The organism is Glutamicibacter sp. BS14 (assembly GCF_056934375.1).
This window is the reverse complement of record NZ_CM167801.1, coordinates 1,339,878-1,365,157: the sequence shown is the minus strand read 5'-3', so window position 1 is coordinate 1,365,157 and position 25,280 is coordinate 1,339,878. Positions and strand designations below refer to the sequence as shown.

The 25,280-nt window shown below is 64.9% G+C and carries 24 protein-coding genes; 7 read left to right on the top strand and 17 right to left on the bottom strand.

Going from position 1 to position 25,280, the window contains the following annotated elements:
• Nucleotides 1-199: 199 nt before the first annotated feature.
• The 4 genes from AC1Z36_RS06490 to AC1Z36_RS06475 are packed head-to-tail and all read right to left on the bottom strand — an operon-like array spanning nucleotide 200 to nucleotide 5,393.
• Entirely contained in the window at nucleotides 200-1,162 is a 963-nt protein-coding gene (locus tag AC1Z36_RS06490; RefSeq protein WP_286134385.1) for an Lrp/AsnC family transcriptional regulator, read from the bottom strand.
• Entirely contained in the window at nucleotides 1,159-2,754 is a 1,596-nt protein-coding gene (locus AC1Z36_RS06485) for a carboxyl transferase domain-containing protein (RefSeq protein WP_388025270.1), read from the bottom strand. The genes AC1Z36_RS06490 and AC1Z36_RS06485 overlap by 4 nt, the downstream gene beginning before the upstream one ends.
• Nucleotides 2,718-3,914 carry a CaiB/BaiF CoA transferase family protein gene (locus AC1Z36_RS06480; RefSeq protein WP_133834897.1) on the bottom strand — a complete coding sequence of 399 codons (1,197 nt, stop codon included), beginning with the start codon at nucleotides 3,912-3,914 and terminating at the stop codon, nucleotides 2,718-2,720. Before AC1Z36_RS06480 ends, AC1Z36_RS06485 begins: the two co-directional genes overlap by 37 nt.
• 24 nt (nucleotides 3,915-3,938) lie before the next feature.
• A complete protein-coding gene (locus AC1Z36_RS06475) occupies nucleotides 3,939-5,393 on the bottom strand; it encodes an amidase (RefSeq protein ID WP_332488025.1) in 1,455 nt (484 codons plus the stop codon).
• Between the two features lie 223 nt (nucleotides 5,394-5,616).
• On the opposite strand from AC1Z36_RS06475, the gene AC1Z36_RS06470 reads away from it, so the two are divergent.
• The 3 genes from AC1Z36_RS06470 to AC1Z36_RS06460 all read left to right on the top strand — a co-directional run bounded on the left by AC1Z36_RS06470 (nucleotide 5,617) and on the right by AC1Z36_RS06460 (nucleotide 8,336).
• A complete protein-coding gene (locus tag AC1Z36_RS06470) occupies nucleotides 5,617-6,357 on the top strand; it encodes a DUF5058 family protein (RefSeq protein ID WP_105658905.1) in 741 nt (246 codons plus the stop codon).
• A gap of 22 nt (nucleotides 6,358-6,379) precedes the next feature.
• Nucleotides 6,380-7,099 carry a hypothetical protein gene (locus AC1Z36_RS06465; RefSeq protein WP_483561847.1) on the top strand — a complete coding sequence of 240 codons (720 nt, stop codon included), beginning with the start codon at nucleotides 6,380-6,382 and terminating at the stop codon, nucleotides 7,097-7,099.
• A 70-nt stretch (nucleotides 7,100-7,169) separates the two neighbouring features.
• Complete coding sequence (locus AC1Z36_RS06460; RefSeq protein ID WP_105658906.1) at nucleotides 7,170-8,336, top strand: amidohydrolase; 1,167 nt, start codon at nucleotides 7,170-7,172, stop codon at nucleotides 8,334-8,336.
• A 104-nt stretch (nucleotides 8,337-8,440) separates the two neighbouring features.
• Here AC1Z36_RS06460 and AC1Z36_RS06455 read toward each other — a convergent pair whose 3' ends face one another.
• From AC1Z36_RS06455 to mmsB, 5 genes are all read right to left on the bottom strand, one after another.
• Entirely contained in the window at nucleotides 8,441-9,256 is an 816-nt protein-coding gene (locus AC1Z36_RS06455) for a Cof-type HAD-IIB family hydrolase (RefSeq protein ID WP_133834900.1), read from the bottom strand.
• A gap of 6 nt (nucleotides 9,257-9,262) precedes the next feature.
• Nucleotides 9,263-10,072, bottom strand: coding sequence for a polyphosphate--glucose phosphotransferase (gene ppgK / locus AC1Z36_RS06450; protein ID WP_426733607.1), 810 nt, complete (start codon nucleotides 10,070-10,072; stop codon nucleotides 9,263-9,265).
• A 70-nt stretch (nucleotides 10,073-10,142) separates the two neighbouring features.
• Complete coding sequence (locus AC1Z36_RS06445; protein WP_332499328.1) at nucleotides 10,143-11,207, bottom strand: ROK family transcriptional regulator; 1,065 nt, start codon at nucleotides 11,205-11,207, stop codon at nucleotides 10,143-10,145.
• Nucleotides 11,208-11,238: 31 nt separating this feature from the next.
• Nucleotides 11,239-12,336 (bottom strand): alcohol dehydrogenase catalytic domain-containing protein, encoded by a 1,098-nt coding sequence (locus tag AC1Z36_RS06440; RefSeq protein WP_426736223.1) that lies wholly within the window; start codon nucleotides 12,334-12,336, stop codon nucleotides 11,239-11,241.
• A gap of 2 nt (nucleotides 12,337-12,338) precedes the next feature.
• Nucleotides 12,339-13,283, bottom strand: coding sequence for a 3-hydroxyisobutyrate dehydrogenase (gene mmsB, locus AC1Z36_RS06435; protein ID WP_483561846.1), 945 nt, complete (start codon nucleotides 13,281-13,283; stop codon nucleotides 12,339-12,341).
• A 141-nt stretch (nucleotides 13,284-13,424) separates the two neighbouring features.
• Between mmsB and AC1Z36_RS06430 the strand changes: the two genes are divergently transcribed.
• Nucleotides 13,425-14,354: a LysR family transcriptional regulator gene (locus AC1Z36_RS06430; RefSeq protein WP_483561845.1), complete on the top strand. Its 930-nt coding sequence runs from the start codon at nucleotides 13,425-13,427 to the stop codon at nucleotides 14,352-14,354.
• Nucleotides 14,355-14,361: 7 nt separating this feature from the next.
• Here AC1Z36_RS06430 and AC1Z36_RS06425 read toward each other — a convergent pair whose 3' ends face one another.
• Together AC1Z36_RS06425 and AC1Z36_RS06420 are read right to left on the bottom strand one after the other, a co-directional pair.
• Entirely contained in the window at nucleotides 14,362-14,904 is a 543-nt protein-coding gene (locus AC1Z36_RS06425; protein WP_483561844.1) for a P-loop NTPase family protein, read from the bottom strand.
• Between the two features lie 321 nt (nucleotides 14,905-15,225).
• Nucleotides 15,226-16,605 (bottom strand): MFS transporter, encoded by a 1,380-nt coding sequence (locus tag AC1Z36_RS06420; protein ID WP_483561843.1) that lies wholly within the window; start codon nucleotides 16,603-16,605, stop codon nucleotides 15,226-15,228.
• Nucleotides 16,606-16,776: 171 nt separating this feature from the next.
• Here AC1Z36_RS06420 and AC1Z36_RS06415 point away from each other — a divergent pair, with 171 nt between their 5' ends.
• Entirely contained in the window at nucleotides 16,777-17,130 is a 354-nt protein-coding gene (locus AC1Z36_RS06415; RefSeq protein ID WP_332488039.1) for a CHY zinc finger protein, read from the top strand.
• On the opposite strand, the gene AC1Z36_RS06410 is transcribed toward AC1Z36_RS06415, so the two are convergent.
• A complete protein-coding gene (locus AC1Z36_RS06410) occupies nucleotides 17,127-17,576 on the bottom strand; it encodes a universal stress protein (protein WP_332488041.1) in 450 nt (149 codons plus the stop codon). The genes AC1Z36_RS06415 and AC1Z36_RS06410 overlap by 4 nt on opposite strands.
• A 50-nt stretch (nucleotides 17,577-17,626) precedes the next feature.
• Entirely contained in the window at nucleotides 17,627-18,832 is a 1,206-nt protein-coding gene (locus AC1Z36_RS06405) for an NAD(P)/FAD-dependent oxidoreductase (RefSeq protein WP_332488043.1), read from the bottom strand.
• A gap of 186 nt (nucleotides 18,833-19,018) precedes the next feature.
• Here AC1Z36_RS06405 and AC1Z36_RS06400 point away from each other — a divergent pair, with 186 nt between their 5' ends.
• Both AC1Z36_RS06400 and AC1Z36_RS06395 read left to right on the top strand, forming a co-directional pair.
• On the top strand, nucleotides 19,019-20,209 hold the full coding sequence (locus AC1Z36_RS06400; protein ID WP_332488045.1) for a S8 family serine peptidase: 1,191 nt from the start codon (nucleotides 19,019-19,021) through the stop codon (nucleotides 20,207-20,209).
• Between the two features lies 1 nt (nucleotide 20,210).
• Nucleotides 20,211-20,444 carry a hypothetical protein gene (locus AC1Z36_RS06395; protein ID WP_332488047.1) on the top strand — a complete coding sequence of 78 codons (234 nt, stop codon included), beginning with the start codon at nucleotides 20,211-20,213 and terminating at the stop codon, nucleotides 20,442-20,444.
• Nucleotides 20,445-20,448: 4 nt separating this feature from the next.
• On the opposite strand, the gene purU is transcribed toward AC1Z36_RS06395, so the two are convergent.
• From purU to AC1Z36_RS06375, 4 genes are all read right to left on the bottom strand, one after another.
• On the bottom strand, nucleotides 20,449-21,309 hold the full coding sequence (gene purU / locus AC1Z36_RS06390) for a formyltetrahydrofolate deformylase (protein WP_332488049.1): 861 nt from the start codon (nucleotides 21,307-21,309) through the stop codon (nucleotides 20,449-20,451).
• Between the two features lie 174 nt (nucleotides 21,310-21,483).
• Nucleotides 21,484-22,092 carry a sarcosine oxidase subunit gamma gene (locus AC1Z36_RS06385; RefSeq protein ID WP_332488050.1) on the bottom strand — a complete coding sequence of 203 codons (609 nt, stop codon included), beginning with the start codon at nucleotides 22,090-22,092 and terminating at the stop codon, nucleotides 21,484-21,486.
• Entirely contained in the window at nucleotides 22,085-24,982 is a 2,898-nt protein-coding gene (locus tag AC1Z36_RS06380; RefSeq protein ID WP_483561842.1) for a sarcosine oxidase subunit alpha family protein, read from the bottom strand. The genes AC1Z36_RS06385 and AC1Z36_RS06380 overlap by 8 nt, the downstream gene beginning before the upstream one ends.
• Nucleotides 24,979-25,278, bottom strand: a complete 300-nt coding sequence (locus tag AC1Z36_RS06375; protein WP_038991587.1) for a sarcosine oxidase subunit delta — start codon at nucleotides 25,276-25,278, stop codon at nucleotides 24,979-24,981. Before AC1Z36_RS06375 ends, AC1Z36_RS06380 begins: the two co-directional genes overlap by 4 nt.
• Between the last annotated feature and the right edge of the window lie 2 nt (nucleotides 25,279-25,280).

Here is a 25,280-nt window from a genome sequence, read left to right as displayed (position 1 = left end):
CATGCCGCTCGGTATCGTGAGACTATGCCACTTCCGAAGCGGTTCCGAACCCTTGAGGCGATATTACGCATTATTATCGCCTTACGGCGAAGTGTTCACCTGCCGTTCACCTTCCTGGGCCCAGCGGCGAACAGCGGCCAAAGACGAGTTGGACTCCAGTTGAATTCTGGTGCTGCACGACGCGGTTTCCTGATCTGGTTCAGCTACTGATCAGCCGCCCACCGCGTTTGCGGGCGCTAACCACCAGAGAGGCCTTAACTTGCAGCATCGAGTTCCCCCAGGCGCTGTGGGAAATGAAGTCATAGAGCTCGGCCTGGTTGGCCACCGTCACGTCGACCACCAACTGGCAATCCCCGGCCACGGCCGCTGCATAGCGAACTTCCGGTCGGGTGGCGAGTCGCTGGCCCAATTTTTCGACTTGGGATGGCGTCGTCGAAACCCAGAGCAATGCCTCGACCGGCAACCCCACGGCCAGGGGCTCAACCAGGGCGCGAATGGCGATCTGCCCGGTGGATAGGAGCCAATCGATCCGCCGCGCAACAGAGGTCTCGCTCATCGCCACCCGGCGGGCAATCGACTCGAAGCTGGCTCTGCCGTCATCGTGCAAAGCATCGATGATCTGCTCGTCCTTGGAGTTGAGGTTCGGCTGGATGCGCCAGCTCGTGACATCCGGGTCCTTTTGCAAGGCAAGCTCTTCTGCGGGCTTCAAGGATCCCAGGCGCCACCCGCGGATCGTCTTGAAGTACTTCAACACCGGATACACGACAATCGACGAGACCCCCGGCGTAGCAGGCAGTTCCAGCGAGAGCACTTCGGTCACATCTCCGTTGTAGTGCATTTCCACGACGAGATCCTCCCGGCCAGTGACCTGGTAGGAAAAGCTGGTATCCGGCCGGGAAGACAAGGATTCACTGGCAATCCGCCCGGTGCCCGGGGCGCAAGTGCACGCGATCAGCAGCGAATGCTCGCGGTGGCGGATCGCCGCAACCGTAACCAGCCCATTCTCCAGCAGCCACGCGCCATGGCGGGCGACCGAGCGTTCAGGCAGGTCAAGCACGGCAGCTATCTTCCGCCAGGTGGCTCGCCCGTCCACTTGGAGGGCGGCAATGATGCGGCGTTGCACCGTGCTCAGCTCGATCATCCGTTCCTCTGTTCTAGTCATCCAGCGGCGTCCCGCACCTCCTGGTTGGCCGTTTTCGGCCGGCCAATCGATGCATACTTCAGCGCGCGCCGGCCAGGCAGCTGCGCGGCATCTGTCGCCGCAAGCTGCGCAAGCGCCGTGGACACTGCCGCTCCGACTTCCAGCGAGAAGCGCTTCGGAGCGGTGGTCACATCATACTCCTCGGGGACGATCACCTGTACTATCCCCGCACGTCGCAGCGAGTATGCATCGGTTTTCTGGGCATAAGCCAACGGTGCGGCGTGCTCCGTGTCCCGGTACATGATCGCGCTGGCTCCCTCCGGCGGCAACGGGGAGAGCCAGGAGTTTGCTGCGGCTATGGAGATATCAGCCGGCAGCAAGGCCAGTGCGCCGCCTCCGGTGCCCTGGCCCAGCAGCAGCGAAACGCTCGGAACGCCAATGCCCACCAAGGTGCTCAGCGAGCGGGCAATCTGCCCGGCCATGCCGCCTTCCTCGGCCTCACGGCTCAGCGCCGCTCCTTCGGTGTCGATCACGGTGAGCATCGCTATGCCCAGATTCTGTGCCAGCAGCGCCCCCCTCCGGGCTTCGCGCAGGAAGGCAGGCCCCAGCGGATCGAGGTTTTCGGAGTGGTCTATCCGCGACCGGTCCTGGCCGATGACCACCGCCGGCTGGCCCCCGAAGCGCGCGAGCGCCAGGTACATACGCGGATCGCTTTCCCCTTCGGCGCTCCCGGAAAGCTGCAACGCATCGCTGGCGGCGTACTTGATGACGTGGCGCACCGAGGGGCGTCGGGATTTGCGCGTGGCGAGTATGGCATCCCACACCTGGGATTCGGTGAGTCTCCGGTCATCTGCCAAGGGGTAGCCGGCAATCGAGTCGATCGGATCTCCCGGGGCGATGATTGCCAGCACCCGGTTGACCAGCCCGCCCAGCTCATGGACCGGGACCACGGCGTCGATCAGGCCGTGCTTCTGGAGATTCTCGGAGACTTGCACTCCCTGCGGGAAGGGTTTGCCGTAGATGGTCTCGTACACGCGCGGACCAAGGAATCCCAGCAGGGCACCGGGCTGGGCGATGGTGATGTGCCCGGTGGATCCCCACGACGCCATGACCCCTCCGGTGGTGGGATGCCGCAGGTACACCAGGTATGGCAACCCGGCAGCAGAATGCGCCCTAACCGCGGCCGTGATGTGCACCATCGACACGAACGCAGGGGTTCCCTCCTGCATCCGGGTTCCGCCCGAGGCCGGGGAAGCCAGTACCGGCAGTCCTAATGCGGCGGCTTTTTCGAATGCCGAAGCAATCCTGCGGGAGGTGCCCTGGCCTATTGATCCGGCCAGGAATCCGAATTCGGAGAGGACGACGGCCACTTCCCGGCCATTGATTGTGCCGGAGCCGGTTAGCACAGCTTCGTCGGCCCCCGAACGACGCGCCGCTTCTTCCAGCTGGGTCCGGTAGGCGTCATCGGCAAATGAATAATCCGCCGGCTCATCCCAGCTCTCGTAGCTGCCCGCATCGAGCACCTGGTCGATCATGTGCTGTGCACTGATGTGCTCGATTTTCTCCTGCACCATGCTCAACGCACCGCCTGCTGCGCGCGGGTCTTGAGCCATTCCCGGATCCGCTGCTCGTCTTGGTTAAGCAGTGGCGGAGCGGAGTGCCCGGTCCGGGTGACTTCCTTGCCGCCCTCGAAGAACCGCAGCGGCGCGCCTGGGAGGGTCAGCTCCCCTAGCAACGGGTGCTGGACATTCAATGCCAGGCCTTGCGAGCGCACCTGGTCCCATTCGTACACCTCATCCAGGGTTCTGACGATGCCGGCAGGGACGCCGGCTTCACCGAGCATTTCCAGCAGCTGGCTGGTACCGTGGCGCATGAACTTTTCTTCGATGGCTTCGATGAGCTCGTCACGCCGTTCGACGCGATGCTCATTGGTTTCGAACCCCTCGGTTGGCAGCTGGAATGCCGCCACCAGTGAATCCCAGAGCTTCGGGCTGCCCACGCTAATTTGCACAAAGCCATCGGCGCTGCGGAACAGTCCATAGGGCGCGATGGATGGATGGTGGTTGCCCTGGGCGCGCGGAACCTGTCCTGCAACCGTGCTGCGGGTGCCCTGAAAGGCATGCACTCCGATGATCGATGCGAGCAGCGAGGTGCGCACATGCTGGCCTCTGCCCGTGCGCTCGCGTTCCAGCAGGGCCGCCAGCACGCCGTAGGATCCGTACATCCCGGCCAGCAGGTCTCCGATGGGAACGCCGACTTTCTGCGGGTCCTCCGGTCCGGAACCGGTCAGCGACATCAGCCCGGCCTCGCCCTGCAGAATCTGGTCGTATCCGCTGCGCCAGGCTTCAGGGCCGTCATGGCCGAAGCCGGAAATCGAGAGGGTCACGAGCTTTCCGTTAATCATCTGCAGGGCTGCATCGTCGAAGCCGAGCCGGTCCAACACTCCGGGGCGGAAATTCTCTACCAGGACATCGGCCTGCGTCAGCAGGCTGCGCAGGGTCTGGATTCCGTCGGGGCTCTTCAGATCCAGGGCAATGGATTCCTTGTTGCGGTTGCACGAGAGGAAATAGGTCGATTGGCGGTCCTCCTCCGGCCCGACGAAGGGCGGACCCCAGCCTCGGGTGTCATCGCCGCCCTGGATATTTTCCACCTTGATTACTCGGGCTCCCAGATCGCCAAGCATCATCGTGGCATGCGGTCCAGCCAAGGCCCGCGACAAGTCGATGACGGTGTACCCGGACAGCGGTCCGGTGCTGTGCTGTTCCTTGTTCATATTTGCCTCTCTAGAATTCCGGTATCAGGCGCTGGCGGTCTTGACTGCATTGACGGCCACCGACTGCGGATCAGTGGCCAGAACCGGCATCACGTCCGCGAAGCGGTTCTGCTCCTCGTAGCCGGCAGCCCAATTGAGCAGCTGGGCGTCCTTGTAGTGATTCGCCGCCAGCTGCCATCCCACCGGAAGCCCGGACTCGGTGAAGCCTCCTGGCATGGCGATGACCGGCAGGCTCGTGGCCGAGAGCAGGCAGGCAGATCGCATCCAGTCCAGATAGGTCTCGGCGCGGGTTCCAGCGATTTGCTCAGGCCAGCGCTGCGCTGCGTCGAAGGGCAAGACCTGGGTTGCCGGGGAGAGGAACAGATCGTAGCGCGAGAAGTAGCGCTGAACTGCTCGTTCCAGCCGGGTTCGGGCCGCCATCGTCGAAATCATGGCTTCTCCGTCGAGGTCCGTCCCCTTCTTGACATTCCAGAGGACCTCGGGCTTGATCAGCGAGCCGTGGCTCCGCACTAGTCCGCCAAGATTAGTGGCGAAATCGAAGGCCCTGGTGTTGCCGAAGACTTCGTCGGCATCGGTAAAGTCAATGCACGCCTCTTCGACAATTGCGCCAGCGGCCTCGAAAACCGAGAGTTGGCGATGCAATACCTCTACGACCTCGCGCTCGATCGGAACACCGATCCCGAAATCGAAGCTATAGCCGATGCGGACTCCGCGCAATTCTGGTTCGGGAGTGCCGAAATCGCTGGCTGAGAGCTTGTTCGGGGTCGGAAGCCTGTCGTCACCTGCGCTGGCTCGCATGAACAGCGCGATATCCTCCACCGTGCGTGCGATCGGTCCCGAACGGGCCAGCCAGGAGTAGGCATTGGATTCCGCCTCCAGCGGGATGACCCCGTAGGAGGGCCGGAAACCAATGACATTGCAGAAACTGGCCGGAATGCGCAGCGAACCGCCCATGTCTGAGCCGTCACCGAGCGGCTGGATCCTAGCGGCGACCGCGGCGGCTACGCCGCCTGAGGAGCCTCCGGCCGATCGATCCACCGCATAGGGATTCGTCGTGGTGCCGAACAATTCATTGAAGGTATGCGATCCGGCTCCGAATTCCGGGACATTGGTCTTCCCCGTCCTGATCGCGCCTGCTGCTGCCAGTCGGGCGATCTGCAAGTCGTCCTGCTCTGGGACGTTGTCCTTTAATGCCAGCGACCCCTGGGTGGACAGCAAGCCGGCGGTGTTGAACGTGTCCTTGTGCGTCATCGGCAGACCGTGGAGCACTCCAGTCGGCTCGTTTCCCGCCGTGGCTTCATCGGCCTTAGCAGCGAGGATTCGCGCGCGTTCGAAATCCGTGATGACCACGGCGTTGATTTGGGCGTTAACTTCATCGATTGCCTGGATATGGCTCTCCAAGGCCTCACGCGCCGACAACTCGCGCTTGCGGATCTTTGCCGTGAGCTCCGTGGCGCTCAATTGCTGGATCTCGTTCATGGCCGTGCCTTTCTAAAGGATGACTGCATTGCGATATGTGTCACAATCTTCCGCCTACGTTGACCGCAAATGGAATACTCCTCAAGAAAACTCGCCATTTTGGGGGATCTCGCCATAAATATGGCTAATTCCGACATTCCTTGCCGAAGGCCTCCAATAGGAGGAACCTTGAATTCAATGAGACCGGCATCACATCATGCTGGTGAATATCGAAGGAGTTCCGATGCATTTCCCCCTTGCAGCCGGCGATCCAGTTTCAACTGACATCTGGGCCGTCGCCAACAGCCCTTTCCTGTGGTTCTGCGCTCTGGGCGTCTTCGCCGTGATCTTCGTCCAGACCATTCTCTATGTCCGTGCTGCCAAGGCCGCAGCACCCCATGTCGATATGCCCGTCCGCGAAGTCAAGGAAGCCTTCCGTGCCGGTGCCGTCGCCTCGATCGGGCCATCCCTCTCGGTGGTGCTGGTCGCCATCGCATTACTGGCTCTGTTCGGAACGCCAGCCGTTCTTGTCCGCATCGGGCTGATCGGCTCGGCCTCCACGGAAACGGCCAGCGCCAACTTGGCAGCCCAATCCATGGGCTCGATGCTCGGCGGGGATACCTACACCCAACAAGTTTTCGCCGTGGCCTTCATGGCCATGAGCCTATCGGGAGGCATGTGGATGCTCTGCACCTTGCTGCTGACCCCGGTCCTGAAACGCGGCGGCAAGTCCTTGGCCAAGCGCAACCCAGCGGCCATGGCCCTGATCCCCACCGCAGCCCTGCTCGGAGCGTTCAGCATGCTGACCATCGCCGAAATTCCCAAGTCCAGCATCCACATGACGCTGGTGCTGATCTCGGCAGCCTCCATGGCTTTGTTCCTCTTCTTGGCCAAAGTGCTCCAAGCCAAATGGCTCAAGGAATGGGCCTTGGGATTCGCGATCCTGATCTCGATCACCGCCGGCTACCTGATGCACACCGCATAGCGAATTAGAAAGGACAGAACCCATGAGCTCACCAGCAATGACCACTGCGGACGCCTCGATGGCCCGCTTCGAGCAGCAGACCACACGCTACGGTTCACTGACCATGACAGCCGGCTTGATCCTCTCGCTGCTCGGCCCGATCTACCTCGTATTCTTCACGGACCTCGACATCAGCCCTTCGATGATCTGGGTCGCCTTCGCCGCCGTTGCGGCCACCTTCGGAATTTTCTGGTTTGTCGAACCACTGACTTATTTCCCGATCCTGGGTTCGGCAGCTATGTACCAGGCCTTCATGATCGGCAATATCTCCAACAAGCTGCTGCCTGCCGCCATCGTGGCCCAGTCCGCGATCAACGCCAAGCCCGGCACCAGGCGCGGCGATCTGGCCTCGGTGATGGCCATCGGCGGCGCGGCCACCGTCCAACTGACCAGCCTGCTGGTCTTCGTGGGGATCTTCGGGTCCTGGCTGGTCTCGATCATTCCAAACGACATGATCGAGGTAGCCCGAATCTACATCTTGTCCTCCCTGATGGGAGCGGTACTTGTCCAGGCCATCGTCGCCATGAAGCAGGTTCGCCCGACCATAGTTGCCATCGTGCTGTCGCTGACCATGTATTTCGTGGTCATCCCGCTGGTTCCATCCTTGGCCCTGTTCGGCACAGCCCTGGTTGTGCTCTTCTCCATCATCGTTTCGTGGATCGTGCGCGATCGCAAAGCAGTCCACACGCCCGTTGCTGACTAAAGGAGTCACTTTGAATACCCAACCCGCTGGCGCATTGCAAACCGTCCTGACTGGCGAGCAAGCCGAGCTTATGCACGAAATGTATCGCCACCTGCATGCCAATCCCGAACTGTCAATGCAGGAACGCGCGACCGCCGCTTATATCGGCAAGCAACTCGACACCATGGGAATCGAGAACTTCGTCTGCGGCGGTACCGGCGTCGTCGGCATCCAACGCAATGGCGAGGGGCCTGTGGTAGGGTTCCGCGCCGATACCGATGGCCTGCCCATCGCGGAAGATACCGGAGCCAGTTATGCTTCGGAAGCTCGCGGCCAGCTGGCCGATGGCACTGACGTCCCGGTCATGCACGGATGCGGTCACGACACCCATGTCACCGCGGCGCTGACCGCCGCTGCCCGGCTCGCCGAGCAGACGGGGGCGTGGAACGGAACCATCGTGTGGATTTTCCAGCCCGGCGAGGAAACCAGCGCTGGTGCCAGGGCCATGCTCGAAGACGGACTGTGGGACAAGGCCCCGGTACCCTCGGTCATCCTCGGCCAGCATGTCTTTCCTTTCGCCGCGGGCTCGGTGGGCCTGACCAGCGGCCCCGCCATGGCAATGGCTGATTCGCTGAAGGTGACGCTGCACGGCAAGCAGTCCCACGGCTCACAGCCGCAAGACTCCATCGACCCGATCGTCCAGGGCGCGCACACGATCACGCGCCTGCAGAGCCTGGTTTCGCGGGAATTGCACCCTCAGACTCCTGCGGTGCTCACCTGCGGCTCGTTCCACGCCGGGTTGAAGGAGAACATCATCCCGGATCGCGCCGAATTCACCTTGAACATCAGGACCTTCGATGAGCAGACCCGCACCCAAATCCTGGATGGGGTCTCACGCATAGTGAGCGCCGAAGCCGCCGCGTCGAATGCTCCGGCACCTGAGATCGAAACGCTGAATTCCTTCCCCAAGCTGCACAATGATCCGGGCCACACCGAGCAGGTCAAGGAGGCTTTGAGCCGGGAACTCGGGGAAGGCAAAGTTGTCGACCTGCCCGCTGCCATGGGATCCGAGGATTTCGGGGCTCTGGGAGATGAGATTTCGGTGCCGTACGTCTACTGGTTCTTCGGCGGGTTCCTGCCCCGTGACGAGGCGCCACCGGTGAACCACTCGCCGTATTTCCTGCCTGATTACGAGCTTTCCCTGGCAACAGGGGTTCGCGCCGCGCTGGCGGGCCTGGGGCATTACCTGGCCAGGTAGCGGACTCCGGTTCCCAAGTCGATCGCGCCGCCGGCGGCATGCCAAGGCCCGGGTGGAGGAACACTCCTTCCGCCCGGGCCTTCGGAATGTTCTTGCCGGTTTGGCTAGAGCCGGGTACGCCCATCGAGGTAGGCGCCGAGCACCTGCAGCACACCGTGCTCGAGGTTGGAAGGCGCGGTGAAGTTCGCGGCTTCTGCCACCACCGGATGCGCATTGGCCATGGCGAAGGAGTAGGTGGCGGCCTTGATCATTTCCAGATCATTGGGGTAGTCGCCGAAAACTGCCGTTTCATCCGCGCTGATTCCCAGCTTGTCCTGCAAGGCTGCCAGGGCCAGTCCCTTGTGCACGCCATGGTTCATGGCATCCACCCAGTGGCTGCCGGAGATCACCACCTGCAGCGGCACCTGCAGCGCTGCCGCCATTTCCTGCACGGCGCCGGTGCCGACGTTGACGGCCATCTTGATGATCTCGTCCTCGACCTGGGCCAGGTCTTCAACCACCTGCACGGCGCGGTAGTACGGGGCCACGGCGTTGGCGAACTGCTCATCGGCGCGCTCCACATAGGCGGTGCGGCGTCCGCACAGCACCAATCCGGCATCCAGCGCCGCTTGCCCGCGCACGGCCTGGATGACGGCGGCTACCGATGGCGGGTCGATGATGTTGGAGTAGATCTCGTTCTCGCCGTGCATCACGACGGTCCCGTTCTCGGCAATGATCGCGATCTCCCCCAAGGGGGCGAACTGCTCGCGCAGGGTCGCGAACTGGCGCCCGGAAGCTGGCACGAACTTGATGCCGCGGGCCTGGAGCTTGTCGATCACAGCCCACGATGCCTCGGGGATCTTGCCTTCGCCGTCCAGGAAAGTGCCGTCCATGTCAACGGCGACGAGCTTGATCTGGGCCTTCGGGTCAATCGTATGCATAGGTTCCTAGTTGCCGGGTTTCAGCGCGCGGTGCGCAGCGCCCAGTACCCCGGCGGCGTTGTTGAATTGGGCAGGCACGATCTTGGCTCGCAGTTCCAGCTGCGGCAGGAACTTTTCGTGGTCTTCGGAGATCGCTCCGCCGATGATGATCAAATCCGGGCTGCACAGGAATTCCACGTGGGACAGGTAGCGTTGCAGGCGGGCGATGTACTGCTCCCAGCTGAGGTTTTCCTCGTGCATGACTCGCGCGGCAGCCTTGCTCTCGGCATTGAATCCGTCGATTTCGAGGTGGCCGAATTCGACATTCGGGAAGAGCACGCCGTCGCGGAAGAAGGCCGAGCCGATGCCCGTGCCCAGGGTCAGCAGCAAGGTGCTGCCCTTGACCGGCTTGCCATGTTCGGCTCCGGCACCCGCGTAGACCTCGGCCACGCCGGCGGCATCCGCGTCGTTGAGCACAAAGACGTCGCGGCCCAGGATCGCGCTGAAGGTGGCGGTGACGTCCAAGCCGATCCAGGCCTTGTCGATATTGGCCGCCGAGTGCACGACGCCGTCGATGACGATGCCAGGCACGGTGACGCCAGCGGGGATTCCTGCCAGCTCGTCGCCGGTGAGCTCCTGCAGGTCGGCAACGATGCCCGCCATCACCTGGGCGACAGCATCCGGATGCGCGCCCTCAGGGGTAGCTGCCTTGCTGAAGGTGCTCTCAACAAGCTTGCCGTCGGTTCCAACCAATCCGTACTTGATCGACGAGCCGCCCAGATCAAGGCCGATGGCAGCGAACTGCGACATGGATGCCGATGCGTCAGATGGTGCCATCAGTGGTCTCCCCGGTGAAGCAAATAAAATTTTAAGGACTCTTTACAATATATAGCTTGGATCACTTTGGTCAACGTACCCGGTAGTTTTCCCATAAGTTGGCCAAGGCCAGCTCCCTGGCGCCGGCCAAAGCGCCGCGTGCCGCGGCCTCGGTTCCCAAGGTGGAAAGCTGAACATGAACCGGTTTGGGCAGCAGGCTGTTCAGTTCGCTTTCCAGCGCCGAGCACAATTGCGGGGTGAGCCCCGGGCCGATCGCCACCACTCGCTGCGGATCAACGAAGCCGATCAGGTTGGCCAGGACGCGGCCGAACGGAGACAGGAAGGCTGGCCAGTTCCGTTCATCGGCCAGTTTTTCCCAGAGCACGCGGGTCTGGAACATCCCGGCCTCGCCGAGCGCATCGCGCAGGTTCGCGGTGCCTACCAGCTGGGTCTCCAGCTCGCCGGCGGTGCCGTGCTTGCCGCGGTGCAGCGCACCGTCGATGACCAGGCCTGCGCCCAGGCCGGAACCGATGTAGATCATCATCAAGGAACCGGCCAGCTCCCCGGCTTCTGCCAGGGCCATCCAATTCACGTCGTTATCCAGCAGCACCGGAACCCCGCCGGCGAACTGGCCGGCAAGGTTGGCCCCGGAGGAAGGGAAAATCGGGGTGGCCAGGACTCGCAGCCCGCCATCGCGCTGCACCGGGGCTGACTGGCTCACGGCCCCGGCCAGCAATGGGGAGCCGAGCTCAGCGGCCACGCGGGAGATCTCGCGGGCTCCCATTTGCTCTACCTGCGCGGCGGTGGTTTGCGCCGTCAGCGGGTAGAAGCGGTCCACCAGCGTCTTTCCGGCCAGGTCGGTGGCGCGGACCTGCAGGAATTCTGCCTGCAGGCACAGTGCCAGCAGGTGGCCGAAGCCGCTGTCCAGCGCATAGTGCTCGGGAACGCGGCCGCGCTTGGGCTCGTTGTCCCGCTCGATGGCCGAGGCCAGCCCGTTCTCCTGCAGGCGCGAGATCGCCTGCGATGCGGTAGGCTTGGAGATCCCCAGATCCGCAGCGATCTGGGTACGGGTCGCCGGGGCTTGGCAAAGGTAATCGAATACCCGGATGTCAGTCAGCGTTGCCAGGGCACGGGGCCCCGCAGTGGAATCAGTCACCCACCAATCCTACTGGCCTTCTGCCCTGATTTCAGGGCAGCAGAACTTGGCGCACCGACCGTCCCTCGGCTAGTGCATCCAGGGCGTCGTTGACCTCGGCCAGCGGCCTGGTTTCCACGAGTTTCTCCACAGGGAGCTTGCCGGAGCGCCAGAGCTGCTCGTAGTAGGGAATATCCTTCTTCGGCAGAGCAGAACCCATGTAGCTGCCGATGATCGTGCGTGCTCCTGCGGTCAGGCCCAGGGGCTCGATGCTACTCATCGCGCCCGGAGCCGGAAGCCCCACGGTCACCAGGGTTCCGCCCACGCCGGTGGCCTGCAAGGCGGTTTCGAAGGCACGCGGATGCCCCGCGGCCTCGATCACGATTTCGGCGGTGCGCTGCCCCAGGGCCTGCGGCGTGCAGGCTTCATCGGCGCCCAATGCCAGCGCGGTGGCCAGCTTGTCCTCATTGGCGTCAACGGCCAGGATCCTGCCGGTGCTCCTTTGCCCCGCGGCCACCAGCAAGGCGGCCATGCCTACCCCGCCCAGGCCGACGATGGCGACATCCTGGTCGCCGGTTGCCCCGGCGGCATTGCGCAGTGCACCGCCGCCGGTGAGCACCGCGCAGCCCAGCACCGCGGCCACTTCAGCAGGAACGTCCGCGCCCACCGGGATGAGGCTGCGCGCATCCATCACCGCATAGTCGGCAAAGGCCGAGACGCCGAGGTGGTGATGGACCGGCTGGCCATCGAGGGCCAACCGGCGAGCGCCGGTCAGCAGGGTCCCTGCTCCGTTGGACGCGGTGCCGGCGCTGCACGGCAGCTTGCCGCCCTTGGCGCACGCTTCGCAATGCTCGCAGCGGGGCAGGAAGACCGAGATCACCTGCTGGCCGATGTCCAGATCCACCCCATCACCCACCTGCTCGACGATGCCTGCTGACTCGTGGCCCAGCACCATCGGCAGCGGACGAGGCCGGTTCCCGTCGATCACCGACAAGTCCGAATGGCACAGTCCGGCCGCGGTGATGCGCACCAGCACTTCGCCGGGCCCGGGTTCTTCCAGTTGCAGCTGGCGCATCGCCAGCGGCCGGTGCTCGGCATAGGGCCGCTGGTTCTCCCGGCGCTCAAGCACCGCGGCATGGATCTGGCGCATACTCAGCCCGCGGTTGGCTGGTTGGCCTGGGCCGACTCCGGGTTCCACCCGCGCACGCCACCTTCTGGCAGCAGGTTCTTCACGATCAGCGAGCAGTCCTTGTCCCCCAGTCCCTGCTCGATCAGTTCGTCGAAGTGCTCGCGGGCCAAGCTGGCTGCCGGCAGCTGCACCCCGGTGCTTGCGCCCGCGTCCAGGGCCAGCCCGATGTCCTTGCGGGCCAAGTCGGTGCGGAAGGTGGCCTCGAAATTGTTGTTCGCCGCGGCGGTATCGATGATGCCCGGCACCGGGTACCAGGTCTGCTGCGCCCAGGAGCGTCCCGAGGAGACCGAGGCGATCTGCCAGAAGACTTCCGGGTCCAGGCCCAGGGCTTCGGCTAGCTGGGAGCCTTCGGCGCTGGCCATCAGGTCGATGAACAGCATCATGTTGTTGCAGATCTTGGCGGCAATGCCCATGGAGGGGCCCCCGGCGACGATGGTCTTCCCGCTCATCGGGGCGATGAATCCGGTGGCCCGCTCCATCAGTTCTGGTGCCCCGCCGAGCATGAAGGCCAGGGTCCCGGCCGCGGCTCCGGAGATGCCGCCGGAGACTGGGGCATCGACGAAGTGCAGTCCGCGCTGCGCGGAGCCCGCGTGGATGTAGCGGGAAGTTTCGATGTCCACCGTGGAGGAATCCAGCAGCAGCATGTCCTTGCTGGCGTTGGCCCAGATGCCGGCGTCGCCCTCATAGACCGCGCGCACGTGCGCTCCCTTGGGCAGCATGGTGAACACGGCGTCGGCCTGGTCCATGGCTTCGGCGATCGATCCGGCTATCTGGACTCCGCCGCCGGCCGCGGCGGCGCAGGCCTGCTCGTCCAGGTCGTAGCCGCGCACGGTGTGCCCTGCGGCCACCAGATTCGCGGTCATCGGTCCGCCCATGTTGCCCAGGCCAATCCATGCGTACGTGCTCATCTGCACACCCCTCGTCCTTGAGTATTGTCCTTGTCAGGCCAGCGTAGGGGGCGCGGCGTGCCAGACTCAATGCACTTGGGCACGCCAATTGCGCAGGCCTAGTGTGCGCTAGCGCACACGAGGCGTGGCAGACTGTGGACCATGGACCGTCAGATCGATTACCGCCATCTCGAATCCCTCATTGCCCTGCTGACCGTTGCACGCCTGGGCCGCTACACCGCCGCCGCGAATGTTCTCGGGGTGAACCACTCGACGATTTCCCGTCGCATCGACGCACTGCAAAAAGCCATGGGCGGCCACCTGCTCACGCGCTCTCCCAACGGCTGGGAACTGACGGATCTGGGGCGCCGGGCCATGTCAAGCGCGGAAGCCATCGAGCAGGCTGTGGAAGCCATCGGCTCCCAGAAGGAGACCGGTGCATTGGCCGGCCATGTGCGCGTCGCCGCTCCCGACGCCTTCAGCGCCCACCTGGCGGCTCCGGCCCTGGCAAAGCTCCAGCTAAAGCATCCGCAACTGGTCTTCGAGATCGTTTCGGAAACCACCCGTGCACGGCAGACGCGGACCGGCATGGATTTGGAGATTGTCATTGGCGAACCCAGCGTCCGCAAGGCGGCCTCCACGAAACTCCTGGATTACGAGCTGCGGCTCTACGCCACGGCCGAGTACCTGGAAGCCCACGGCACCCCGGCACAGGTTGCCGATCTGGCCGTGCATAGCCTGAACTACTACATCGACACCGCGCTGACGGTGGACAAGCTCGACGAGGCCACCGCCGCCTTGCCGCCGATGCACCGCGCGATTTCCTCCACCAGCATCGCGGTGCAATATGCGGCCACCATGAACCATGCAGGCATCGGCTTGCTCCCCACTTTCCTCTCGGAGCACTACCCGAATATGGTTCCGGTGCTCCATGACCAGTTCACCTACCAGTCCGAGTACTGGCTGGTGGGACGCGAAGAAGCCTTGCGCAGCCGCGCGGTCCAGGAAACGGTGCGTGCGCTCAATGATGCAGCCACCGCCGGAGACTGGTTCATCCCGCCATTCCCGGCGTACAACTTGTCCTCCGGCTAGGCGCCGTTCACCGTGGCCCGGCCGGTTCCCAGTCCACGATGGCCTGCAGCAGCTGCGCCACTGATCGGGCGCTGTCCAGCCGGAGCACCGGACGGGCTTCGTTCTCCAGCCACGCCTCATGGCGGGCGCGGCTGCGTCCGCTGAAGTCCGGGTCATCGTAGCCAGCTGCCCACGCCATGAATTGTTCCAGGGCTCCGAGTTCCAGGGATTGCCCGCTCAGGCGCTGCTTCTCGCGTTCTGCAAGACGGCGCAGGCGCACTTGGGGATCCAGCGCCAGGAAAACGAAGGCATCGCATTGCGACAGGACTTCTTCTCCCCATCCCTGCACTGATCCGGACAGTACCCAAGCCTTGCGCGGAACGAAGACCTGGTTCATGAGCATGGTTCGGGCAGCCGGCGCACGCTGCTCGCGGTATGGCGGATCGGTGGGAACCCAGAAGTAGTCGTCGCTATCGGCATGCGGCACGGACCAGGCATCGGCCACGGCGCGCGCGAGGGTCGTGGTGCCACTGCCGCTGGCACCGAAGATATGCAGCCTGCACCGCTTCATCCAGAGCCCCGGCGGCAACCTTGGCTACTTTTCATCATTCTTCCGGCTGCTCCGGCGCCGCCCGTATGAAGCGCAAGCGGCAATGAAGCCAACACCGAACAGGAACGCCAACAGGTACTCGATTCCCATCTGCCCATGCACCTCGCAATCGCATCATGCTGGGGGCAGTGATGTCCACTCAAACCCCATCCTTCTTGGCTGCCAGACTCGCAGATCGGCAACGGCGGCGCAAGCCGATGGCCCGCCCGCAGGTCGCTGAACACGCCCAAGACCAGCCCCGTCCGTGGAGCTGGTCTTCGGCGTCGTGCTGGATCTTGCGGCTTACTTCTGAATCTTCAGTTCGTCGCGGGCGGCCTTTTCGCCGTTCACTGCCAGCCGGTCCGCCTCGTCGATCTCACCGAGGTCCAGCCCCTTGGTTTCCTTCATGAAAAACACCGCCACCAGGGTGACCAGGGCGGCGAACACGATGTACCCGGCCACCGGAACCCAGGATCCGTAGACCTTGAGCAGGAAGGTTGCGATGATCGGGGCCATGGACCCGGCCACGATCGAGGTGACCTGGTAGCCCAGCGAGACGCCCGAGTAGCGCATGCGGGTCGGGAACATCTCGGCCATGATGGCCGGCTGCCCGGCGTACATCAACGCGTGCACACCCAAGCCCAGCACGATGGTGGCCAGGATGACCGCATCGTTGGCGGTATTGAACAGCGGGAAGGCCACCACGCCCCAGACGGCCATGAGCACCACGCCGGTGGCGTAGACCGGGCGGCGGCCGAGGGTGTCGGTGAAATGGCCGACGATCGGCACCAGGATCGCGTGGATCACGTGGGCAATGAGCATCAGGCCAAGGATCGTGGAGGTGTCCATGTCCAGCTGGGTGGCCATGTAGGTGATGGAGAAGGTCACCACCATGTAGTACATGATGTTCTCCCCGAAGCGCAGGCCCATGGCGGTGAACACCCCGCGCGGGTAGCGCTTGAAGACTTCGCCCACGCCGTAGCCGGCTGCCGCGTTCTGCTCCAGCTCAGCCTTGGCTTCCTTGAAGATCGGGGCATCGGAAACGCGGGTGCGGATGTAGTAGCCGACGACCACAATCACCACCGAGAGCCAGAAGCCGATGCGCCAGCCCCACGCCAGGAAGGCCGCTTCGCTCAGCGTTGCCGAGAGCACCAGCAGCACCACGGTGGCCAGCAGGTTGCCCACCGGCACTGCGGCCTGCGGCCAGGAGGACCAGAAGCCACGTTCCTTGTTCGGCGCGTGCTCGGCCACCAGCAGCACCGCGCCTCCCCATTCCCCGCCCACGGCGAAGCCCTGGGCGAAGCGCAGCACGATCAGCAGGATCGGTGCGGCATAGCCGATGGAGTCGAAGGTGGGCAGGCAGCCCATCAGGAAGGTGGTTGCGCCGACCAGCACGATCGCCACCTGCAGCAGGTGCTTGCGCCCGTACTTGTCGCCGAAGTGGCCGAAGACGATGCCTCCGATGGGGCGGGCAATGAAACCGACCGCGTAGGTCAGGAAGGCCTTGATGATGTTATCCAGATCGTTGCCGGTATCCGGGAAGAAGATCTTGTTGAAGACCAGGGTTGCCGCGGTCGCGTAGAGGAAGAATTCATACCATTCGACGACGGTGCCAGCCATGGAGGCTGCTACGACCCGGCGCAATCCCTTGCGCTCGGCCTTCGATGACGTTTCGCTTGCCACTGTGCGTTCCTTCCGCCCACGCCAGTCCCCCCTTTGGAACCGGCCTCATCAGCGAGTATGACCTAGATCACATCGCGAAAGATAGGCGAAACGAGGCATACTGGGAGGCGGATTCTGCACATTCAGCGTGCATTTTTGCACACGCAGCGGCGGCTGCATGAAAGGTCGAGGATGACGGCTTGGGAAAACCCCGTGCACCAGGTGGCGTTGCGAGGCGTGCGCATGGATGCGCAAACCCGTTGCGCCCACTACCACTCCTTGTTCGATGTGATCGCACTGAAGCACGACTGCTGCGCCACCTTCTACCCCTGCCACCTATGCCATGGCGAACTGGCCCATCACGAGGCAACGCCGTGGCCGGCGGACCGGTTCGATGAACCCGCCGTGCTTTGCGGGGTCTGCAGCACGCAGCTGAGCCCGGCGAAGTACCTCGATGCCACTTCCTGCCCGAACTGCCAGGCCCTGTTCAATCCTGGCTGCAAATTGCATCTGGACTTGTACTTCGAGATGAAGCCAGCCAGCTAGTCCCAGGGCAACTCGTTGTCTTGGGCAGGCTGCTGCGGGATCACCAGCACCGGACGATGCTGCTTGTGGGCCAGCGCCACGGCGATCGACCCGTCCATCAGCTGGGCCATCTTGCTGCGGATCCCCGGACGGCGGGTGCCGACGACGATCATCTGCGCATCGAGCTGCTCGGCTACCGCGGCCAGCACCTTGGCAGGGTCGCCGGCCACGGTATAGCTCTCGAGCTCGACACCGGTAATCACCGAGGTGATTTCCCAGGCGAGTTCCTCGGAGACCGGGCTGGCCGAAGCCAGCAGGTCGCCCTCGGACAGCTTGTCGGTAATCAGGCGCCCGGAATCAGCGTGGATGCACACCAATCGTGCATCCAGCCCGCGTGCCAGCGAACCGGCCGCAGCAAATACCGCCGGGGACATGCCCGATTCCACACCCATGACCATAGTGCTCATCAGCTCTACCCGCTTCCCTTATTGGCAGTTCCGGTCGAAGAAACTGCGGTTCACAAATCCTTGAGCTCCATGGCCTGGTCCGTCAGCCGATCAGCGGCAATTTCCCGACCAACCAGCCCGCGCAGGGTGTCATTGACATCCCAGATATTCACGTTGGCTGCCGCCGTGATCCTCTGGCCGTCCTGCCAGAACAGCAAGAACTCTCCACTCTCGATGCTTCCGCGGACCACCGAGGCGTCATCGGGAGAATTATGCCCGACGTATTCCATCCCCAGATCGAATTGGTCGGTGAAGAAATACGGGAGCCAGTCGTAGGATTCTTCCACGCCCATCAGCGTGGCCGCGGCGAGCTTGGCTTGGCGGATGGCATTGTCCCAGTGCTCAACGCGCAGCTGCCGCTGCAGCCTGGTATTGAAGGCCTGGGCGATATCCCCGACGGCCAGGATCTTGGAATTGCTGCTGCGCAGCGAAGCATCCACGACCACTCCCGAACCCACTTCCAGCCCGGCGGTCTGCGCCAGCTGCAAGTTGGGGCGGGCGCCAATGGCCAGCAGCACCACGTCGGCACGCGACGAGCCGGCGTCGGAGAGCACCTGCAGATGCCCGTCCACTTGCTCGATGCCCTGGGCTCGTGCGGTGCGCACATCCACGCCATGGCGTTGGTGCAGTTCCAGCAGGTAGTGCCCGAAGCGTTCGCCGAAAACCTTGGCCAACGGCACCTCGGACGGGGAATAAACGGTGACGCGCGCACCGCGTTGGCGGGCGGTGGCCGCCACTTCCATGCCAATCCAGCCCGAGCCGATGACCGCCACCTGCGCCCCCTCGGTCAGTTCTGCACGCAGCGACTTCGCATCGGCCACGGTGCGCAGCACGTGCACTCCGGGCAGGTCGTAGCCGGGCATCGGATTCTGCCCGCCCACGCTGGCCCGCGACCCGGTAGCCAGGACCAGCTGGTCGTAGTCCACCGCGCTGCCATCGGCCAGCAGCACCTGCTGGCTGGCAGTTTCGATGCTGATCGCTGCGACCCCCAGGCGCAGGGCGACATCGTGGCGTTCATACCAGGGGCCGTCGTGGACCGTGAAGGAGGCAGGATCGTCCTTGCCTTGCAAGAACCCCTTGGACAGCGGCGGACGCTCATAGGGAAGCTCGGCTTCCTCGCTGATCAGCGTCAGCGCTCCCGCATAGCCGCGCTCTCGCAATTCGCTGGCAACAGTAGCGGCGGCCAGGCCGCCACCGGCAATGACGATCGATTCCATGCTGTCTCCAACTCCTCGAAGGCGGTATACCTCGATCGTGGCACGCGAGCATCGCGCTGGCAAGAGCCGGCGGAAGAACCGGGCATTACTAGGGGGATCCTGATAATTCCGGGCCATTGGGGCGCAACTGCCGCTGGCTGCCGGTAAGGTGCCAAGTACCTCGGAAAACCAGCTTAGGAGCCAGCCATGCACACGTCCCGCCATCAAAGCACCGAAGCCGCTGAAGTCCCGGGCCGCTACGTGCTCGTCTTCGACCAGCCAGCTGCCGGCGCCCCTGGCCTGGCCCAAGTCCAACGCGACACCGAACTGCCCCAGCTGCTGGCCGAGCAGGGCTACTCCACCAGCGAATACTTCCCGATGCTGGGCATCGCGGTGGTCTCCAGCGGCACCGAGCAGCTGGAGGACTTCCGCCAGCGCTGCGCCGGGCATCGGCTGCCGGCCTCCGTGGTGCCGGAACTGGTGTACCGGATCCTGCCCGATGCCGCCAAGGTCCCGGGCCAGTCCTCGTTCGCGGACACCGTGGAATTCACCTGGGGCCTGCAGGCGGTGGGCGCATCGCTGTCCAGCTACACGGGCAAGGGAATCAACGTGGCTGTGCTGGATACCGGCTTCGACAGCGCGCACCCGGATTTCGCCGGCCGCACCGTGGATGCCAAGTCCTTTGTCGATGGCGAGGACGCCAGCGACGGCCATGGGCATGGCACCCACTGCATCGGCACGGCCTGCGGTCCGCGCGACCCGCAGCAGGGACCGGGCTACGGGGTCGCCTCCGAGGCCAATATCTTTGCCGGAAAGGTGCTGGGCAGCAACGGATCGGGTTCCGACTCCACGATCCTGGCCGGAATCAACTGGGCATTGGAAAACAAGTGCGAGGTCATCTCGATGTCACTGGGCGCCGACGTGAAAACCGTGCACCCGCCCTATGTCACCGCGGGACGGCGCGCCCTGGAGCTGGGCTCGCTGATCGTGGCCGCCGCCGGCAACAACGCGCAGCGCTCCGCCGGGAATCCGGGATTCGTCGGCGCGCCAGCCAACAGCCCCTACATCATGGCGGTGGCTGCAGTGGATTCGGCCCTGGCCATTGCCGATTTCTCGGCGCAGGCGCTGGATGCCCAGGGCGGCGCAGTGGATATCGCCGGCCCCGGCGTGGACATCTATTCTGCCTGGCCGGGAGAAAAACGCTACAACACGATCAGCGGCACCTCCATGGCCACCCCGCATGTGGCTGGCGTGGCAGCGCTGCTGGCCGAATCCACCGGGCTGCGTGCCCAGGAGCTGTGGGACAAGCTTCTGTCCACCTCCCGCGATATCCCGTTGCCGGCCGAGGATGCCGGTGCCGGGCTGGCCCAAGCCCCCGCCAGCACGGAAGGCCAATAGGATGTGCGGCGACACAGTGCATATCTATGTGATCACCGTGGTGGCCACGGTGGCCCCCGAGTCCATCGTTGATGAGCTGCAAGCCCGCGGACTGCAGGTTAAGCAAGTGCTCGCTGCCCTGGGCCAGATTATTGGCGAGGGCAGCGAGCAGGTGGCCGCAGCGCTGCGGGAGCTCGACGCGGTCGAATCGGTGGATGCCGAGCAGCACTACCGGGCAATCGGCGAGGAGCGCTAGCTAGCTAGCGCAGGATCACCGTGCGGTTCCCGTAGAGGAAGACCCGGCCCTCGCAGTGCCAGCGCACCGCATTGGACAGCGCCTTGCACTCGGTGTCGCGGCCGGCGGCCACCAGGTCCTGCGGGCCAAAGGTATGATCCACCTCGACGACCTGCTGGGCGATGATCGGGCCCTCATCCAGCTCGGAGTTCACGTAGTGGGCGGTGGCGCCCACGGTCTTCACGCCGCGCTCCCAGGCCTGGTGGTATGGCTTGGCGCCCTTGAAAGAGGGCAGGAACGAGTGGTGGATGTTGATCGTCTTGCCGGTCAGCTCGCGCGAGAGCTCGTCGGAGAGCACCTGCATGTAGCGGGCCAGGACCACCAGCTCCGCTTCGTGCTTGGCGATCAGCGAGAGCAGCTCCGCCTCGGCCTGCGGCTTGGTCTCCTTGGAGATCGGCACATGGTAGTACGGGATGCCGTGCCACTCGACCAGCGACCGGCTGTCCGGGTGGTTGGAGACCACCGCGACGATCTCGATCGGCAATTCGCCGGTGCGGGCACGGAAGAGCAAGTCGTTGAGGCAGTGGTCGAACTTCGAGACCATGATCAGCACCTTGGTCTTCTGGCCGCGTTCGCGCAGCTGCCAGTCCATTTCGAACTGCTGGGCGAGCTCGGCGAATTCTGCACGCATCTGCTCCAGCAGGTCGGCCTGCCCCTCGCCGGCGAAGTCCACGCGCAGGTAGAGCCGGCCGGCGGCCATGTCGTCGAATTGCTTGAGCTCGACGATGGTGCGTTCGTGCTTCAGCAGGAATCCGGTGACCGCGTTGACGATCCCCATTCCCTCGGGGCATTGCAGGGTCAGCACGTGGCGGATTTGCTCGCTCATGATTGCTTCAGGTCCTTTCGGCTAGCGGGTTAAACAGCACTGTGCCAGAGCCGGTGTCCGAACGCCACGAACTGGCCGGATTGTTGCTGTGCATGCTTGTGCTTGCGTGTTTGCTGATACAGGCCAGTCCGGCCCCGCCCCGGCGTCGGGACGGGGCCGGATCAGCCGGTGCGGCTAGGCCACCGGTGGTACGGCGAACTCCGCCATGGCGTCGATCAGCCAGTGCACGGTGTGCTCGGTGAAGGAGGCGCGCGGGAAGATCCGCCAGCTGGTTTCGCCGGTGCGCCACAGCAGTACCGGGATGTTCGCCAGCGAGGTGGTGATCGCCTGGTTCACGCCGAAAGCGCGCGGGTGCAGGTCCGTCGGGCAGCTCTTGCGCAGCACCAGCGGCGCATCCGGGCCTTCCAGTTCCAGCACCGAGCGGTTGGCCGAGAGGCCGACCACCTGCCCGGGCTCATCGCCCAGGGCCGCGGCGAGCGCACCTGCCAGCTCGGTGTTCTCCGGGCTGGTGGCCAGGAACTCGTCCGGGCCCAGCCAGAGCACCGCGGTGCCCGACACGTCGCCGGCCACCTCGCCCACCGTGGCGGGCAGGCCCACGCCGGTGGCCGCAGACAGCGCCGTGTGGGCTGCCCCGCCCGGTGCGCTGCGCAGCGAGATCTGGGTGGTGAAGGCGATTTCGCGCAGGGACACGCGGCCGGCGACGCTGGCCGCCTGCATCTGGGCTGCCAGGTGCTGCGCCGGCGAGCGGCGCACGTCGGTGTCAATCAGGGTGTCGTTAGCCATCACGGCGGCTTCCTTCCGGGTCGAAGAGAACGAGTTCGGAGACCTGGACGTCGACCAGCTGGCCGCCGACCGGGGTCTTGAGCACTTCGCCGATGCGGTTGCGCCCATTCTTGATCAGCGCCAGGCCGAAGGTGCGCCCCAGGGCCGGCGAGTTGTACGAGCTGGTGACCCAGCCTTCCATCGGGGTGATGCCATCGGTGGCCAGCGCGTCGGCGGCAACCAGCGCGGCGCCTTCGGGCAGGCGCAGCGAGCTGTCCACCGGCAGCACCGAAACCAGGTGCTTGCGGTCCTCGCGCACGTTGTCGGCGCGGCTGTAGGAGCGCTTGCCGACGAAGTCCTTGAGCTTGGAGACCACCCATTCCATGCCGGCATCCTGCGGGGTCACCGTGCCGTCGGTGTCCTGCCCGACGATGATGAAGCCCTTCTCGGCGCGCAGCACGTGCATGGTTTCGGTGCCGTACGGGGTGATATTGAATTCCTCGCCGGCGGCGTACACGTCTTTCCAGACGCGCAGCCCGTGCCAGGCAGGGATGGCGATCTCGAAGGCCAGTTCGCCGGAGAAGGAGATGCGGCTGATCCGCGCCTCGATCCCGGAGTCCAGCACCACGTCCTTGAAGGCCATGAACTTGAAGCCCTCGTTGGACACGTCCACCGAGCTGGCCAGCTTCGCGATGACCTCGCGGGACTTCGGCCCGACCACCGCGACGGTGGCCAGCTGCTCGGTCACGGAGGTGCAGGTGACGTCCAGTTCAGGCCATTCGGTCTGCAGCCACTCCTCCAGCCAGTCCAGCACGTCGGCGGCGCCGCCGGTGGTGGTGTGCATCAGGAAGCGGTCCTCGGCCAGGCGCAGGGTCACGCCGTCGTCGAAGACCATGCCGTCGGCCTTGCACATCACGCCGTAGCGTCCCATGCCGACCTTCAGCTTGGTGTAGCCGTTGGTGTACATGCGGTTGAGGAACTCGGCCGCGTCCTTGCCGCGGATCTCGATCTTGCCCAGCGTGGTGGCATCGAGCATGCCCACCGAAGCGCGGACCGCGGCGGATTCGCGGTAGACGGCCTCGTCCATGGTTTCGCCCGGCTGCGGGTAGTACCAGGCGCGCTTCCACTGGCCGACGTCCTCGAATTCGGCACCGTGCTCCACATGCCAGGAGTGCATCGGTGTGATGCGTGCCGGATCCAGCAGCTGCCCGCGGGTGCGTCCGGCCAGGGCGGCGAAGGCCACCGGGGTGTACGGTGCGCGGAAGGTGGTGGTGCCGATCTGCGCCGGGTTCTCGATGCCCAGCACCGCGGCGATCACGCCGATCGCGGCCACCCCGGAGGTCTTGCCCTGGTCGTTGGCGGTGGAGATCGAGGTGTACCGCTTGATGTGCTCCACCGACTTCATGCCCGCGCCGGTGGCGCGCAGCACGTCGGCCACGGACTGGTCGCGCTGCAGGTCCACGAAGTGGGTCTTGTAGTTCGCCGCGTCATCGCCGTTCAGCGAGGGCACCAGCCAGACCGGGCGGGTTTCCCCGGCCGGAACGGCTACCGCCTGCGGTACTTCTGCGATGCGCTGGAAGCCGGCTGCGCTGGCTGCCGCGGCGCCGGTGGCGGCCCCGGTGCTCAGCGCGCTGGCGGTGTCGAAGCGGCCGGTGACCGCGCCGGCCAGGTGCTGGTTGGCCACCGCGGCGGCCGGGACGAACGCATGGATTGCGGTGTCCCAGTCCAGCTTGCCCTGGCGCTGGGAGTGCAGGTGCACCACCGGGTTGAAGCCGCCGCCCACGGCCAGCACGTCGGCCTCGAAGCGCTGCGGGGCACCCAGGTTGCGCTGCTCGTCCAGCTCGGCGACGGTCACTGCCGACAGCTCGCCGGAGGCGTCGGCCTCGGTGTCCACCACGACGGAGCCGGTCAGCACGGTGACCCCGGCGGCCACTGCTTCCGCGGCGGCCGCGGAGACGGTGGTGCGTGCGTCGATGACTGCAACCACCCCGCCGCTGGCGGCCAGTTCGGCGACCAGCTCGTAGGCCGAGTCGTTGGTCGTGGCCACCGCGATCCGCGACCCGGCGCGCACGCCGTAGCGGTTCAGGTAGCTGCGCACCGCGCCGGCGAGCATGATGCCCGGGCGGTCGTTGTTCTCGAAGACGATCGGGCGTTCGTGGGCGCCGGTGGCCAGCACCACCTGCTGGGCGCGGATATGCCAGATGCGCTCGCGGGACACCCCGGGCTGCGACGGACCGTCCAGGTGCACGGTGCGGCGTTGCGCGGCGATCAGGTAGTTCGCGTCGTAGGACCCGAAGACGGTGGTGCGCTGCAGGTGGGTGGTTTCCTCGGCCGCGGCCAGTTCGCCGGTGACCTGCTCGATCCACTGGCTGCTGTCCAGGCCGTCGATCTGCTCCCCGGCGGTGTCCAGCAAGGTGCCCCCGGCCTCGGCGCGCTCGTCGAGCAGCATCACCCGGGCCCCGGAGCGCGAGGCTTCGCGGGCCGCGGCCAGGCCGGCCGGACCGGCGCCGACCACCAGCACGTCGGTGTGCACGTGGACGTGGTCGTAGTAGGCGGGGTCCTCGTTCGGATCCAGCACGCCCAGGCCCGAAAGCAGGGTGGCGTTCAGCGATTCGGTGACCGGGACGGTGGTGGCCGGCAGCATCGATTCGGTGATGTCCTGGCTGTGCCGGGCGCCGACGGTCACCAGCGCGTTGGGCTCTTCGACCCCGGCGGCGAAGATGCCGCGCGGGCGGGCCAGGTACAGCGAGTTGCCGCATGAACGCAGCCCGTTGGCCAGCATTGCGCTGGCCACGGTGTCGCCGCGGTAGGCGGAAAGCTGTTGCCCGTTCACTCTCAGGGCCAGTGCTTCCTCGCGGTTAATGCGGGCGCCGGCGCTCTGCGCGGCGGAAAGGCGCTGGGACTGGCTCATCGGGTGCCTCCTTCGGTGGCCTGGATTTCTGGACGTGCTTCGCCGGCACGGTAGACGGCTTTGAATTCGTAGGTGACGGTGTCGCGCAGGGCGTTGAACCACTTGCGGCAGCCGCCGGAGTGGACCCAGCGTTCGGCGAAGATGCCCTTCTTGTTCTGCCGGTAGAACAGGTAGCGCGACCATTCCTTGTCGCTCAGCGCGTTCGGATCCTCCGGATAGGCCACGTGGGCTTCTCCCCCGTACTTGAATTCGTTCTCGTTGCGTGGCCCGCAGTTCGGGCAATCAATCAGCATCATGG

What these genes read in the sequence shown, in the direction of transcription:
- AC1Z36_RS06490 (WP_286134385.1), bottom strand. Translation starts at nt 1,162, where the DNA reads ATGACTAGAACAGAGGAACGGATGATCGAGCTGAGCACGGTGCAACGC.
- AC1Z36_RS06485 (WP_388025270.1), bottom strand. Translation starts at nt 2,754, where the DNA reads ATGGCTCAAGACCCGCGCGCAGCAGGCGGTGCGTTGAGCATGGTGCAG.
- AC1Z36_RS06480 (WP_133834897.1), bottom strand. Translation starts at nt 3,914, where the DNA reads ATGAACAAGGAACAGCACAGCACCGGACCGCTGTCCGGGTACACCGTC.
- AC1Z36_RS06475 (WP_332488025.1), bottom strand. Translation starts at nt 5,393, where the DNA reads ATGAACGAGATCCAGCAATTGAGCGCCACGGAGCTCACGGCAAAGATC.
- AC1Z36_RS06470 (WP_105658905.1), top strand. Translation starts at nt 5,617, where the DNA reads ATGCATTTCCCCCTTGCAGCCGGCGATCCAGTTTCAACTGACATCTGG.
- AC1Z36_RS06465 (WP_483561847.1), top strand. Translation starts at nt 6,380, where the DNA reads ATGAGCTCACCAGCAATGACCACTGCGGACGCCTCGATGGCCCGCTTC.
- AC1Z36_RS06460 (WP_105658906.1), top strand. Translation starts at nt 7,170, where the DNA reads ATGCACGAAATGTATCGCCACCTGCATGCCAATCCCGAACTGTCAATG.
- AC1Z36_RS06455 (WP_133834900.1), bottom strand. Translation starts at nt 9,256, where the DNA reads ATGCATACGATTGACCCGAAGGCCCAGATCAAGCTCGTCGCCGTTGAC.
- ppgK (WP_426733607.1), bottom strand. Translation starts at nt 10,072, where the DNA reads ATGGCACCATCTGACGCATCGGCATCCATGTCGCAGTTCGCTGCCATC.
- AC1Z36_RS06440 (WP_426736223.1), bottom strand. Translation starts at nt 12,336, where the DNA reads ATGCGCCAGATCCATGCCGCGGTGCTTGAGCGCCGGGAGAACCAGCGG.
- mmsB (WP_483561846.1), bottom strand. Translation starts at nt 13,283, where the DNA reads ATGAGCACGTACGCATGGATTGGCCTGGGCAACATGGGCGGACCGATG.
- AC1Z36_RS06430 (WP_483561845.1), top strand. Translation starts at nt 13,425, where the DNA reads ATGGACCGTCAGATCGATTACCGCCATCTCGAATCCCTCATTGCCCTG.
- AC1Z36_RS06425 (WP_483561844.1), bottom strand. Translation starts at nt 14,904, where the DNA reads ATGAAGCGGTGCAGGCTGCATATCTTCGGTGCCAGCGGCAGTGGCACC.
- AC1Z36_RS06415 (WP_332488039.1), top strand. Translation starts at nt 16,777, where the DNA reads ATGACGGCTTGGGAAAACCCCGTGCACCAGGTGGCGTTGCGAGGCGTG.
- AC1Z36_RS06410 (WP_332488041.1), bottom strand. Translation starts at nt 17,576, where the DNA reads ATGAGCACTATGGTCATGGGTGTGGAATCGGGCATGTCCCCGGCGGTA.
- AC1Z36_RS06405 (WP_332488043.1), bottom strand. Translation starts at nt 18,832, where the DNA reads ATGGAATCGATCGTCATTGCCGGTGGCGGCCTGGCCGCCGCTACTGTT.
- AC1Z36_RS06400 (WP_332488045.1), top strand. Translation starts at nt 19,019, where the DNA reads ATGCACACGTCCCGCCATCAAAGCACCGAAGCCGCTGAAGTCCCGGGC.
- AC1Z36_RS06395 (WP_332488047.1), top strand. Translation starts at nt 20,211, where the DNA reads ATGTGCGGCGACACAGTGCATATCTATGTGATCACCGTGGTGGCCACG.
- purU (WP_332488049.1), bottom strand. Translation starts at nt 21,309, where the DNA reads ATGAGCGAGCAAATCCGCCACGTGCTGACCCTGCAATGCCCCGAGGGA.
- AC1Z36_RS06385 (WP_332488050.1), bottom strand. Translation starts at nt 22,092, where the DNA reads ATGGCTAACGACACCCTGATTGACACCGACGTGCGCCGCTCGCCGGCG.
- AC1Z36_RS06380 (WP_483561842.1), bottom strand. Translation starts at nt 24,982, where the DNA reads ATGAGCCAGTCCCAGCGCCTTTCCGCCGCGCAGAGCGCCGGCGCCCGC.
- AC1Z36_RS06375 (WP_038991587.1), bottom strand. Translation starts at nt 25,278, where the DNA reads ATGATGCTGATTGATTGCCCGAACTGCGGGCCACGCAACGAGAACGAA.